This is a genomic window from Ensifer adhaerens, from assembly GCF_002940685.1.
GTDB classification, from domain to species: Bacteria; Pseudomonadota; Alphaproteobacteria; order Rhizobiales; family Rhizobiaceae; genus Ensifer; species Ensifer adhaerens_E.
Map to the genome: position 1 here is coordinate 509,938 of NZ_PNFP01000001.1, position 13,477 is coordinate 523,414.

At 63.9% G+C, this 13,477-nt stretch carries 11 protein-coding genes; 2 read left to right on the forward strand and 9 right to left on the reverse strand.

What is annotated here, in order from left to right:
• Positions 1-11: 11 nt before the first annotated feature.
• Positions 12-3,515, reverse strand: coding sequence for a PAS domain-containing hybrid sensor histidine kinase/response regulator (locus C1A35_RS02585; RefSeq protein WP_104662775.1), 3,504 nt, complete (start codon positions 3,513-3,515; stop codon positions 12-14).
• 261 nt (positions 3,516-3,776) lie between these two features.
• Between C1A35_RS02585 and mscL the strand changes: the two genes are divergently transcribed.
• A complete protein-coding gene (gene mscL / locus C1A35_RS02590) occupies positions 3,777-4,205 on the forward strand; it encodes a large conductance mechanosensitive channel protein MscL (RefSeq protein WP_104662776.1) in 429 nt (142 codons plus the stop codon).
• A 211-nt stretch (positions 4,206-4,416) separates the two neighbouring features.
• Positions 4,417-5,583 (forward strand): pyridoxal phosphate-dependent aminotransferase, encoded by a 1,167-nt coding sequence (locus tag C1A35_RS02595; RefSeq protein ID WP_104662777.1) that lies wholly within the window; start codon positions 4,417-4,419, stop codon positions 5,581-5,583.
• Between the two features lie 33 nt (positions 5,584-5,616).
• Here the strand turns inward: C1A35_RS02595 and C1A35_RS02600 are convergent, their stop codons facing one another.
• From C1A35_RS02600 to C1A35_RS02635, 8 genes are all read right to left on the reverse strand, one after another.
• Positions 5,617-5,925: a chorismate mutase family protein gene (locus C1A35_RS02600; protein ID WP_104662778.1), complete on the reverse strand. Its 309-nt coding sequence runs from the start codon at positions 5,923-5,925 to the stop codon at positions 5,617-5,619.
• Positions 5,926-6,368: 443 nt separating this feature from the next.
• Positions 6,369-7,373, reverse strand: coding sequence for a cytochrome d ubiquinol oxidase subunit II (gene cydB / locus C1A35_RS02605; protein ID WP_104662779.1), 1,005 nt, complete (start codon positions 7,371-7,373; stop codon positions 6,369-6,371).
• Complete coding sequence (locus tag C1A35_RS02610) at positions 7,363-8,784, reverse strand: cytochrome ubiquinol oxidase subunit I (RefSeq protein WP_104662780.1); 1,422 nt, start codon at positions 8,782-8,784, stop codon at positions 7,363-7,365. Before C1A35_RS02610 ends, cydB begins: the two co-directional genes overlap by 11 nt.
• Before the next feature lie 271 nt (positions 8,785-9,055).
• A complete protein-coding gene (locus C1A35_RS02615) occupies positions 9,056-10,225 on the reverse strand; it encodes a M20 aminoacylase family protein (RefSeq protein WP_104662781.1) in 1,170 nt (389 codons plus the stop codon).
• A 1-nt stretch (position 10,226) separates the two neighbouring features.
• Positions 10,227-11,051, reverse strand: coding sequence for an ABC transporter permease (locus tag C1A35_RS02620; RefSeq protein ID WP_104662782.1), 825 nt, complete (start codon positions 11,049-11,051; stop codon positions 10,227-10,229).
• Entirely contained in the window at positions 11,048-11,773 is a 726-nt protein-coding gene (locus C1A35_RS02625; RefSeq protein ID WP_104662783.1) for an ABC transporter permease, read from the reverse strand. The genes C1A35_RS02620 and C1A35_RS02625 overlap by 4 nt, the downstream gene beginning before the upstream one ends.
• Before the next feature lie 98 nt (positions 11,774-11,871).
• Positions 11,872-12,654: a transporter substrate-binding domain-containing protein gene (locus C1A35_RS02630; protein WP_104662784.1), complete on the reverse strand. Its 783-nt coding sequence runs from the start codon at positions 12,652-12,654 to the stop codon at positions 11,872-11,874.
• Between the two features lie 36 nt (positions 12,655-12,690).
• Positions 12,691-13,464, reverse strand: a complete 774-nt coding sequence (locus C1A35_RS02635; protein ID WP_104662785.1) for an ABC transporter ATP-binding protein — start codon at positions 13,462-13,464, stop codon at positions 12,691-12,693.
• Positions 13,465-13,477: the final 13 nt, after the last annotated feature.

Genomic DNA, 13,477 nt, shown 5'->3' on the forward strand with positions numbered 1-13,477 from the left:
GCGGGAGCCGCTCATTCCGCAGCCGTTCGCGCCGCCGTCGAAAGTTGCGTCAGCCAGGCGCGCATCGCCGCCGGGCGCACCGGTTTGTTCTGGATCGCGATGCCGTCGCGTTCCGCCGCGGCGCGCACTTCCGGCGATCGGTCGGCCGTCACCAGCAGCGCCGGCGTCGCTTCGCCGGTCGAGGCCCGGATGCGCGCGACCGCCTCGATGCCGGTGCCGTCGTCGAGATGATAGTCGGCGATGATCGCATGCGGTTTCTCGCCGGGCTGCGCGCCAAATTCGGAACAGGCAGAAAGCGATTCCGCCGTGCTGACGACGCAGCCCCAGCCGGAAAGCAGTACCCGCATGCCCTCGAGAATCCGGGGTTCGTTGTCGATGCACAGCACGCGCAGGCCGGTGAGTGCCTCGCTTGCCTTGTGCTGCGACACCGGACGGACGGCGACCCGGTCGCCGGCGCTCGCGTCGAGCGGCAGCGTCACCTTGAAGGCCGTACCCTTGCCCGGCGTCGATTGCAGGCTGACCGGATGGTTGAGCACGCGCGAAATGCGATCGACGATCGAAAGACCGAGGCCAAGGCCTGACGCCGTGCGGGCGCCCTCGTCGAGCCGGGCGAACTCCTTGAAGACGGTGCGGAACTTGGAAGACGGAATGCCGATGCCGGAATCGAGCACCTCGATCGTCGCCATCGCACCGCGTCTGCGCACCCCGACCAGCACCTTGCCGGTGAGCGTATACTTGATCGCATTCGAGACGAGGTTCTGCACCACGCGGCGAAGCAGGTTGGGATCGCTGCGCACGACGAGCGATGTCGGCATGATCACGAGCTCCAGGTCCTTGGCGCGCGCCATCGGTGCAAAGTCGGTCTCGATCCTTCTGAGCAGGTCGTTGAGCGGGACGGATTGTATCCGCGCCTTCATGGCGCCGGTGTCGAGGCGGGAAATGTCGAGCACGGCACCGAGAATGGCCTCGACCGATTCCAGCGAGGAATCGATGTTTTCGACCAGCGTGCTGTTGTCGGATTCGCCGAGCCGTTCGACCAGCGACGACGAATAGAGCCGCGCGGCGTTGAGCGGCTGCAGGATATCGTGGCCGGCGGCGGCGAAGAACCGGGTCTTGCCGATATTGGCCTCTTCCGCGGCCGCGCGCGCTTCGGCAAGCTCCCGGTTCACCCGGGTGAGTTCGCCCGTACGTTCGGCGACGCGCAGTTCCAGCGTCTCGTTTGCCTGCTTCAGCGCCATGTCGGCCGCGACGCGCTGGGTGATGTCGGTATAGGTGGTGACGATGCCCTTGTCGGGCATGGCGTTGGTGCGCACTTCGATGATGCGCTCGCCGTTGCCGAGTTCGAGCAGGAAGGGTTTGTCGAGCGTCAGGAAGTTGGCGATCAACCCCTTTTCCTGTTCCTTGCGGATGTCGCCGCGCTTGGTGAGGGTGGCGACGATATCGGCAAGCGGGAAGCCGACCTGGCCGGCAGCCTCCGGCAGGTCGAGAAGCTGGCGAAAGCGCCGGTTCCAGATGATCAGGTTGTTGGCATTGTCGAAGACGGCGATGCCCTGGTCCATCTGCGCAAGCGCGGTGTTGAGCATATCCTGATTGTATTGCAGCGCCTCGCTCGCCTGGTCGAGCAGCCAGGCCGTCTCGGACGACGTGTCGTCGCCGCGCTGCAGCGCCAGCGACAGCACCAGCCGCGCCGAGGACGAGCCGATGGCGCTGCCGAGCAGTTGCTCGGAGAAATGCACCACCGCCATGTCGGCAGGCGCATTGTCGTCGAGCCAGCGGCCGGTCTGGCGCTCATAGGTATGGAAGGAGCGCTGCATGCGCTCGGCGCCCATGTAGCGCGCGATCGTCGCCTTGAGGTCGCGCACGGTGACCTTGGTCTTGCGGCCGCGAAAGGCGCCTTCGGTTCGCGATCGGCGGGTGATGAACACGCCGGCCTGGAAACGCTCGATCGGTTTCGGCGTGCGTGTCAGCGATCCGAGGACATAGGTGGTGCAGTTGACGAGCAGGCTGAGTGTCGTCGCGTTGACCAGCGGATCGGCGTCGGGGCCCGAGAACATGTCGGTGAAGGGCAACAGGAAGCTTAAGACCGTCGTCGCCACGTGGGAGTTGTCGGGGCCGCCGAGGCTCGGCAGGAAGAGCAGATAGGCCCAGACGAGGAAGCCCGAGACCATGCCGGTGATCGCGCCGCGGGCGTTGGCCTGTCGCCAGACGAGGCCGCCGAGCAATGCTGGCGCCATCTGCGAGATCGCGACGAAGGAGAGAAGCCCGAGCGAGGCGAGACCGGCGCTGATGTCGGCGGAGCGATAGTAGCCGTAGCCAAGCAGCAGGACGACGAAGATCGCCGAGCGGCGGATGTTGAGCAACGTGCCGGCCAGGTTTTCCTGCAGGCCGCCGCGCTGGCTGAGATTGCGGCGCAGGAACACCGGCATGACGATATCGTTGGAGATCATGATCGATAGCGCCACGGAGGCGACGATCACCATGGCGGTCGCAGCCGAAAAGCCGCCGATGAAGGTAATCAGCGTCAGCACCGGCAGGCCGTTGGCGAGCGGCAGGGTCAAGAGATAGAGATCCGCATCGCCGGAGCCGGAAAAGGTGAGAATGCCGGCGATCGCAATCGGCAGCACGAAGAGATTGATGCCGATCAGATAGAGCGGAAAGAGTATGCCGGCGGTGCGAAGCTCGCCTTCGGTCCGGTTTTCGACGACGGTCACATGGAACTGCCTGGGCAGCATGATGATCGCGAAGGCAGAGGTGACGATCAAAAGGATCCAGCGCGCCGTCGGGGTCTCGTAGGACAGCGCCGACTGCACGGCCGGGCTCTGTTGAGCGAGCGACCAGAGATCGGCCGGGCCGTTGAAGATGACGAAGACGATGTAGAAGCCGGCGGTGACGAGCGCCACCAGCTTCACCAGTGACTCCATCGCGATCGCGAGGATGAGCCCGTCCTGGTGCTCCGTCGCATCGGTGTGGCGGGTGCCGAAGACGATGGCGAAACAGGCGAGGAACAATGTGACGAGCAGGGGAAGCTCGATGTAGCTCTGCCCGGCGCCGATACCGTAGTCGCTGGTGTTGATCATCGCTGCGACCGAGCTCGAAATCGCCTTCAGCTGCAGCGCGATGTAGGGAATGGCGCCAACGAGTGAAATCAGCGCGACGATCGCGGCCACCGCCGGGTTCTTGCCGTAGCGCGCTGCGATGAAGTCGGCGACCGATGTCAGCTTCTCGGTCTTGGCAAGGCGGATGATCTTGCGGATCAGCGGCATGCCGAGCGTGAACATCAGGATCGGGCCGATATAGATGCCGGTGAACTCGAGCCCGCGTTCGGCCGCAAGCCCGATGCCGCCGAAGTAGGTCCAGGAGGTGCAATAGATGGCGAGGCTGAGCGCATAGACGAGCGGTCTGCCCTTCAGCGCAGCGCTGTTCCTCCTGGCCCGCCGGTCGCCATAGCTTGCCACCGCAAAGAGCAGCAGCAGATAGGCGAAGGCCGAGGCAAAGATGACCGAACCCGAAAGCATGCCTCATTCCTCCAGGATGGAGCATAGGACAAGTCCGCCGGGTTGAGAATTGCCCGCCGCATGAGTCTTAAGTTCAAGGCCCGACAGGAGAAATCGGCATGCGTCGCACGCCCGTTCCTCGTTGTTGCTCTATCCGCCGCTAATTGATCAAAGGCAAAGAAAGGTTTTCTCGCTGCCCGCTTTGGTTTAGTTTCCGTAAACGCTTGCAGCGCGGGACAGCGCCGCCGGCCGTTTTCAAACGGGGATAATACGGAGAGATTTATGCTGAATGAGTTCAAGGAGTTTATTGCCCGCGGGAACGTGATGGATCTCGCGGTCGGTGTCATCATCGGCGCCGCCTTCAACAAGATCGTGACGTCGGTCGTCGAAGACCTTGTCATGCCGATTGTCGGTGCGCTCACCGGCGGCGGCTTCGATTTCTCCAATTATTTCGTGCCGCTTTCGGCCAACGTGACGGCCACGTCTCTCGCCGCTGCGCGCCAGCAGGGCGCCGTCTTTGCCTACGGCAACTTCATCACCGTGCTCATCAACTTCCTGATCCTTGCGTGGATCATCTTCCTGATGATCAAGGCCGTGAACCGCATGCGCACTTCGCTTGAAAAGCAGAAGGAAGCAGCCCCGGCCGCACCGCCGGCGGAAGACATTCAGCTCCTCGGCGAAATCCGCGACCTGCTGAAGCAGCGCGCGTGACCTTTTCCTCGCGGCCCTGGCTTGGCCGGGGCCGCGAAACATCACAGAAATCGATAAACCGGTCAGATAAAGTCGCGTGATCGCCTTTGCGAAAGCGGCTAGAAGCAACGGGCAATCCTTGAGCGGGTGCACTTCCGCTCTAATCCATTGGAATCTTTCACGATGATCCCAGGCGATGTGGCCTGTAACGTCGTGCATCCGGAGCCCGCCGATGACTATCCTCAGCACCATCAGCCCCCGCGCGCTCTCAGCGCCCGAAAGCGGTATCGTCGAGGTGGTGAACTATGCCCGCGGTCGCGACGGCTTGATCCCGCTGTGGGTCGGCGAAGGCGACCTGCCGACGCCGGCCTTCATCAGCGATGTCGCGCGCGACGCGCTTGCCGCCGGCGAGACCTTCTACACCTGGCAGCGCGGCATCCCGCCGCTGCGCGAGGCGCTCTCTCGCTATTATCAGCGCCGTTTCCAGAAGGCCCTTGCGCCCGAAAATTTCTACGTCGTCGGCTCCGGCATGCAGGCGATCAAGCTGTCGATCGAGGCGATTGCCTCGCCCGGCGACGAAATGGTGCTCCTGACGCCGGCCTGGCCGAACTTTGCCGCCGCCGCCGATCTCTCCGGCGTCCGACCGGTTTCGGTGGAGCTGCGCTTCGAACACGGCAAGTGGCAGCTCGATCTTGATCGGCTGCAAGCCGCGATCGGACCGAAGACCAAGGCGCTGTTCATCAACACGCCGTCGAACCCGACCGGCTGGACCGCGACCCGCGAAGAGCTGGCGGCGATCTTGCGCCTGGCGCGCAGGAATGGGCTCTGGGTCATCGCCGACGAGATCTATGCGCTCTATTATTATGGCGGCGCCCGCGCGCCGTCCTTCCTCGATGTCATGGAGGAAGGCGACCGCATCCTGTTCGTCAATTCCTTCTCGAAGAACTGGTCGATGACCGGCTGGCGCGTCGGCTGGATCGTTGCGCCGCCGGAAATCGGGCAGGTGCTCGAAAACTTGGTGCAGTATTCCACGTCGGGCGTCGCCCAGTTCATGCAGCGCGGGGCCGTCGTGGCGCTCGATGAGGGCGACGCCTTCGTCGATGCCAATGTCGCCAAAGCGGCTACGAACCGTGACGTCTTCTGCGACGCGCTGATCGCCACCAACCGGGTGGAAACCCTGAAGCCCGACGGCGCGCTCTATGCGTTCCTGAAGATCGACGGCGTCACCGATTCACGCGCGGCGGCGATCGATATCGTCGACAAGACCGGCGTCGGTCTTGCGCCGGGTACCGCCTTCGGTGACGGCGGCGCGCTGTTCATGCGCGCCTGCTTCCTGCGCGATCCGGCGCAGGTGAAGGAAGCGGCGGATCGCCTGCAGGGTTACATTCTCGGGCGCTGACGGCCGCAAATCGAGAGATCGAAGACGGCGACGCTATTCGTCGCCGGTCTCGCCGAGCAGCTTCTGCTCATGGGCGATCGCGTGACCGATCAGCCGCGCCCAGATGTCCTCGTAAAAATCGGGATCGAGGTTGACGCGCGCAGCGTTCTTTCGGGCGTTCTCGCGCACCTCCATCACCCGCGCCGGTATGTCGGCCTTGAGCTTCAGCGGCCGCTTGATCTCGGCGGCGCGGTCGATATAGCCCCAGCGCTCGGCAAAGAGCGCCATCAGCGCCTGGTCGAGCCGGTCGATCTCGGCACGCACGTCGGCCATGGTTTCGCATTGTGCGGGGGTCTTCTGCATCTGTCTCGTCCGATTGCCTGAAGCGCAGCCCTTCGGCCAGTCCAGGATGTTCGAGCGTCCCTCGGCTCTCGGCAAGCGGGGCGCTCTTGTGGCGCACTGCTAACAAACGGCGAGCTCTCTTGGAAGGGGCAACAGGGTCGCAAGCACGCGACCTTCAGGTGGTCACCTCAGCAGGCGATCGCTTTGCAGGGGAGGAGGGTGCGGTCCTGTCTCCGTCTGCGGCGATCGCCTGCTGACGTGTTGAGGGAAGTTAGCCGGCCAAGCTTGAGCGAGGCTTTTTAGAGCGGAGCACGCCTGTGTCGCTTCCGCTTGAACTCGCTCAATAACCGGTCACGTTCCGATCATCAGCTTGATCGCAAGGCCGACGACGGTGACGGCCAGAACCCCGGCGCACCAGAGGCCGACGAACCAGAGAAGCTTGCGACCGGTTCCGGTTTCATCCGTCAATGGTAGCCCTCCTCCGGATCGACCTTGCCGCGGAATACCCAGTAGGAATAGGCGGTATAGGCGAGAATGATCGGCACCAGCACCAGCGCGCCGGCGAGCAGGAAGGAGTGGCTCTCCTCCGGCGCGGCCGCGTCCCAGATCGTCAGCGACGGCGGCACCATGTAGGGATAGAAGCTGATGCCGATGCCGGCGTAGCCGAGCACGAAGAGCCCGAGGGCGGCGATGAAGGGGCGGCTGTCGTGCCGGCTGCGAATGCCTGTGAACAGCGCATAGAGGCAGCCGAGAACGAGCGCCGGCACGATGACGCTGAAGATCGCCGTCGGAAAGCCGAACCAGCGGTCCGGATATTGCGGCTCCAGGAACGGCGTCCACAGGCTGACGATGCCCATGGCGGCGACGGTGCCGAAGGAGCATCTGAGCGCGAGGGCGCGGGCCCGATCGGCAAGATCGCCATGGGTCTTCATGACCAGCCAGGTGGCACCCAGAAGCGCATAGCCGACGACGACGGCGATGCCGGTCATGATCGAGAACGGCGTCAGCCAGTCCCACCAGCCGCCGACATAGGCGCGGTTCTCGACCGGAATGCCCTGGACGAGCGCGCCGAGCGTGATCCCTTGGGCCAGCGCCGCCAGCATCGAACCGCCGGAGAAGGCCCAGTTCCAGAGGTATTCGGCGCGCCGTGTGCGCCAGCGATATTCGAAGGCGACGCCGCGGAAGATGAGACCGATGACCATGGCGATGATGGGCGCATAGAGCGCCGGCAGGATCGTCGCATAGGCCAGCGGAAACACCGCCATCAGCCCACCGCCGCCGAGCACCAGCCAGGTCTCGTTGCCGTCCCAGACGGGCGCGACGGAATTCATCATCACGTCGCGATCGTGTTTCTCGGGGAAGAACGGGAAGAGGATGCCGACGCCGAGGTCGAAGCCGTCGAGAATGACATAGGCGAGCACCGCAAAGGCAATGATGCCAGCCCAGATGAATGGCAGATCAAACTCCATGACGACCTCCATGCGTACCGGAATGTGTGGTGGCGGGGCCGGGCATGATGCCGGCGCTGCGCAGCGGTCCCTCGTCGAGATCCGGCATCGGATCGCGCGGCAGCCGCGCCATCAGGCGCAGGATGTAGAAGGTGCCGGCGCCGAAGACGAAGAAATAGACGATGATGAAGGCGATCAGCGAGGCGGCGACCGCGGGCGCGGCGATCGGCGCCACCGAGTTTGCCGTCAGCAGATGGCCGTAGACCGTGTAGGGCTGGCGGCCGACCTCGGTCGTGACCCAGCCGGCGAGCACGGCGACGAAACCGGCCGGCCCCATGGCGATCGCGGCGCGGTGCAGCCAGACATTGCTGTCGAGCGTGCCGCGATAACGACACCAGAGCGACCAGAGCCCGATGCCGAGCATGGCAAAGCCGAGGCCGACCATCACCCGGAACGACCAGAACACGATGCCGACAGGGGGGTGCAGTTCCTCGGGAATCGTGTCGAGCCCGGCAAGCGGCGCGTTCAGGTCATGCTTCAGGATGAGGCTCGAGAGCTTGGGAACCTCGATCGCATAGTCGACCCGCTTTTCAGGTGAGTTCGGGATGCCGAACAGGATCAGCGGCGCTCCATCAGGATGGCTCTGGTAATGGCCTTCCATCGCCATCACCTTGGCCGGCTGGTGCTCCAGCGTGTTGAGCCCATGCATGTCGCCGGCGAAGATCTGGATCGGGGCGACGATCGCCGCCATCCACATGGCCATCGAGAACATCTTTCGCGCCCGCCGCGGTGCGGTCTTGCGGATCAGATGCCAGGCGCCGCAGGCGCCGACGACGAAGGCGGTCGTGAGATAGGCGGCGAGCACCATATGCGTGAGGCGGTAGGGGAAGGACGGATTGAAGACGATCGCCCACCAGTCGACGGGAACGAACTGGCCCGCCTCGTTCATCGCGAAGCCGGTCGGCGTCTGCATCCAGGAGTTCGCCGAAAGGATCCAGGTGGCCGAAATCAGCGTGCCGATGGCGACCATGAGGGTTGCCAGGAAATGCAGCTTCGGCCCGACGCGATTGAGGCCGAAGAGCATGACGCCGAGGAAGCCGGCCTCGAGGAAGAACGCCGTCAGCACCTCATAGCCCATCAGTGGCCCGATTATCGGACCGGCCTTGTCGGAAAAGACGCTCCAGTTGGTGCCGAACTGGTAGGACATGACGATGCCGGAAACGACGCCCATGCCGAAGGCGACCGCAAAGATCGTCTTCCAGAAATTGAAGAGCTCGAGATAGACCTCGTCCTTCTTCCACAACCACAACCCTTCGAGCACCGCGAGGTAACTCGCAAGCCCGATGGAAAAGGCGGGGAAGATGATGTGGAAGGAAACGGTGAAGGCGAACTGGAAGCGAGCGAGCAGGGTCGCATCGAAACTCTCAAACACGGGCGCAATCCTTTCAGACACGCGGATGCGACGCCTCACGGAAGCGTAGGCCGCAATGCTCTGGCTGCTGCATCATTTGTCCGGTGACCGATCGCCGATCAGGGGACCTATCTTGGCCTCTGGCCGAGGCAAATCCTTGGGTTGCGCCGGCTTTTCAGCATGCACTTGAATCTGCGCCAAATTTGCCAAACGTCAATGACAGCGCGTCCGCCACGTTGTCACACTGCGGCAATGTTGCGCTGCGGCATATTGGCGAAAGGTGAGCGGGATATCAGCGGCGCGCGAGATAGGCCTCGGCCAGATCGGTCCAGAAGGCCGCACCGATCGGCAGCAGGTCGTCGTTGAAATTATAGCCCGGGTGATGCAGTGGCCTGTCGTCGTCGCTCACTTTGGAGCCGAGGAAGAAGTAGGTCCCCGGCCGTTCTTTCAGCATATAGGCGAAATCCTCGCTGCCCATGAAGGGACGCGCAAGATCGACCACCCTGTCGGCGCCGGCAAAACGGACCGCAAGATCGCGTACGAAGTCCGTTTCGGCTTTGTGGTTGATCGTCGCGTCGTAGCTGCGCTGGTAGTCTACGGTTGCGCGCATGCCGAAGCTCGTCGCCTGCGCTTCGGCGATCATGCGGATGCGGCGTTCGAGTTCGTCGCGCACATCGGGCTCGAAGGAGCGGATACCGACGACGATCTCGGCGCGCTCGGGAATGATGTTGCTCGCCGAACCGGCATGAAAGGCGCCGACGGTGACCACGGTCGGATCCATCGGATGGATATTGCGCGAGACGATCGATTGCAGCGCCATGACGATCGAGGCGCCGCAGACAATGGGATCTGCGGTTTCCTGCGGCTCGGCGCCGTGACCGCCGCGGCCGTGCACGGTGATGCGCGCCTCGTCGACCGCCGCCATGATCGGGCCATCTCGCAGGGCAAATTGGCCGAAGGGCAGGCCCGGCTCGTTATGGAGCGCGAACACGGCGTCGCAGGGGAATTTGTCGAACAGCCCTTCGTCCATCATGATCTTGGCGCCGCCGAAGTTCTCCTCGGCCGGCTGGAAGATCAGGTGGATCGTGCCGTCGAAATTGCGGCGCTCGGCAAGGGCGCGGGCAGCACCGAGCAGCATCGTCGTATGTCCGTCATGGCCGCAGGCATGCATCAGGCCCGAGGTCTTGCTGGCATATTCGAGCCCGGTTTCCTCCAGGATCGGCAGCGCGTCGATATCGGCGCGGATGCCGATCGAGCCCGTGCCGGTGCCGTTGCGGAGCGTGCCGACGACGCCGGTCTTGGCAAGGCCGGTCGTCACCTCGTAGCCGAGGCTTGTCAGATGCCGGGCGATGAAGGCCGAAGTGCGTGTCTCCTCCAGCCCGAGCTCGGGATGGGCATGCAGGTCGTGGCGGATCGCGACCAGTTCCGGCATGGCATTGGTGATCGAGGGGGAAAGCTTCATGTCAGGCACCGCGGGTTGGGATGCGATTTTCGAAGGTGCGGAAGGCGATTACCAGGATGCCGGTGAGGCACATGTAGATGAGCGCCAGCAGGAGCAGCGGCTCGTAGGTCAGGAAGGTTTCCTGCCGCACCTTGGAGATGACGGCATAGACGTCGACGACGGTGACGGTGGCAACCAGCGGCGTCGACTTCAGCTGCAGCACGGTTTCGCCGTTGAGCGTCGGCAAGGCGCGATGGATGGCGCGCGGCAGCCAGATGCGGCGGAACATCGTCCAGCGACCCATGCCATAGGCTTTCGCGGCCTCCAGCTCGCCTGGCGGCACGCCGGCAAAGGCACCGCGCATCACTTCGCCCTCGTAAGCCGCAAACGAGATCGTCAGCGCCGCCACGCCATAGGGCCAGGCCTCGCGCAGATAGGGCCAGAGGAAGGATTGGCGGATCGCCGGAAATTGCGGGAACAGCGAGCCGAGTCCGTAATAGAGCAGCCAGAGCTGCAGGAGCAGCGGCGTGCCGCGGATGACCGTGCAGAAGACCTTGGCCGGCAGTTTCAGGAACCAGGGGCCGGTCACCTGCACGAGGCCGATCGGCACGGCGAGCAGGAAGCCGAGGATGGCGGTGCTGAACAGCATGATGAGGCTGACGAGAATGCCCCAGCCGAGCCGCGGCAGGTAACGCGGCAGCCAGTCCCAGCGCATGAAAACGGCGACGGCGACGACGAAGGCCGCGAACACGAGCATCATGACGATGCGATGCGGCAGGAAGAAGCTTTTGGCCGTCGGCAGATCCTCGGGCGTGAAGGCGACGGCGTGGGTGGTTTCGTCGGTCATCGGTTCACCGCAAAACCGCGTCGGGCATGGCGTTCGAGCATGCCGATGAAGACGTTGGAGACGAGCGTCAGCGCCAGGTAGAGCGCACCGGCGGCGAGGAAGAACAGGAGGTAGGCCTTGGTCGTGCCTGCCGCCTGGCGGGTGACAAGCGTCAACTCGCTGAAGCCGACGACGGCAAGAAGTGCCGTGTCCTTCGTGGCGATCAGCCAGAGATTGGAAAGCCCGGGAATGGCATAGGGCAGCATCGCCGGCAGGGTGATGCGGCGCAAAACCTTGGCCGGCGACATGCCATAGGCGCGTGCCGCCTCGATCTGGCCTGCGGGCACCGCCTTGATCGCGCCGCGCAGCACCTCGGTCGAGTACGCCCCCTGCACGACGCCGATCACGAAGATGCCGGCCATCAGGCCGCTGATGTCGACCGGGCCGATCGCAAAGAGGGCAAGCACCTGGTTGAGCAAGTCGGTGCCGGCATAATAGAGCAGAAGGATCAGCACCAGTTCCGGCACCGCGCGCACGACCGTGGTGTAGCATTCGAGCAGGTCACGCAGCACCGGGCCGCCATAGAGCTTGCCGAAGGCGCCGCCGATGCCGAGCGCCAGGCCGAGCGTGAAGCCGCCGACGGCAATCTGGATCGAGTTGAAGAAGCCTTGCAGCAGCACGCCGCCCCAGCCGGGTGCTGAAAGCGAGAGCAGGCCCCAATTGACGAGGGAATCCGCAGCCATAGGTCGAGCTCCGATGGCGCCGGCCGGCGGACGCTGCAGCGCTGCGTGCCCTTCAGACACCCAACGCTGCAGCAGGTCGATCGCCGGCCGATCGCGCCTTACTTGCCGTAGACGTCGAAGTCGAAGTACTTCTTCGAGAACGTGTCGTAGGTGCCGTTGTCGCGGATCGCCTTGATCGCGGCGTTGACCTTGTCCTTGAGCTCGGTTTCGCCCTTGCGCAGGCCGACGCCGACACCGGGACCGATCACGGCGACGTCTTCGGCGACTTCGCCCTTGTAGTCGCAGCATTCCTTGCCCTGGTCGGTCGCGAGGAACGCTTTCAGCGCAATCGCGTCCGCCTGCACGGCGTCGAGACGGCCGGCGGCGAGGTCGTTGTTGGCCTCGTCCTGCGTCTGGTATTCCTTGACGTCGACGCCTGCCGGCGCGAAGTGCTTGGCGGCATAGGCCTGGTGGACCGTCGACACCTGGACGCCGAGCGACTTGCCGTTGAGGCCTTCCGGCGTCGGCTTGATGTCCTGGCCCTTGGTGCCGATGATGCCGGTCGGGGTGTTGTAGTACTTGTCGGAGAAATCGATCGTCTTCAGGCGTTCATCGGTGATCGACATCGAGCTGATGATCATGTCGATCTTCTTCGACGTCAGCGCTGGAATGATGCCGTCCCAGGCGACCGGCGTCAGCACGCATTCGAGCTTGGCTTCGGCGCACATCGCATTCATGAACTCGACTTCCCAGCCTTCCCATTTGCCGCTGGCGTCAGGTGCCGTGAACGGCGCATAGGGCTCGGCGGCGACGCCGACCTTCAGCGCTTCCGCCGATGCCGCGACACCGCCGCTGACGGTAATTGCCGCCGCGACGGCCAGGACTTTCAATGCCTTCTTCATGCTGTTCCCCTTTTTGGTTGTTTAGCATTCAGGAATTCAGTGAATGGAACTGATGAACTTCTTGAGCCTTTCCGATTTCGGCGCGCCGAAAATGGCCTCTGGCGGGCCCTGTTCCTCGATCACGCCGTTGTGCAGGAAGACGATGTGGTTGGCGACGTCGCGCGCAAACTTCATCTCGTGGGTGACGAGGATCATGGTGCGCTTTTCGCGCGCCAGATCGCCGATGACCGAGAGAACTTCGCCGACAAGCTCCGGATCGAGTGCCGAGGTCGGCTCGTCGAAGAGCATGACCAGCGGCTGGATCGCAAGCGCCCGGGCGATCGCGGCGCGTTGTTGCTGGCCGCCGGAAAGGAACGCCGGATAGGCGTCGCGTTTCTCGTAGAGGCCGACGCGCTTGAGCAGGGTTTCGGCCGTCGCGATCGCTTCGGCCTTGGGCTTGCCGAGCACGTGGATCGGCGCCTCGATGACGTTCTCGAGGATGGTCATGTGCTGCCAGAGATTGAAGCTCTGGAACACCATGCCGAGCTGGCTGCGGATGCGCTGGACCTGGCGGCGGTCTTCCGGCACCAGGCCACCACGACCGTCGGATTTCATCTTGATCTTTTCGCCATGCACGCTGACGCTGCCGGCCGAGGGAAGTTCAAGCAGATTGATGCAGCGCAGGAAGGTGGATTTGCCGGAGCCGCTGCCGCCGATAATGGCGATCACGTCGCCCTGCTTCGCTGTGAGCGAAACCCCTTTCAGCACTTCCAATGGCCCGAAACGCTTGTGCAGGTCAGTGACCGCGATTGCCTGGGCCGCATCCGTCATCGGCGCGCCGCTC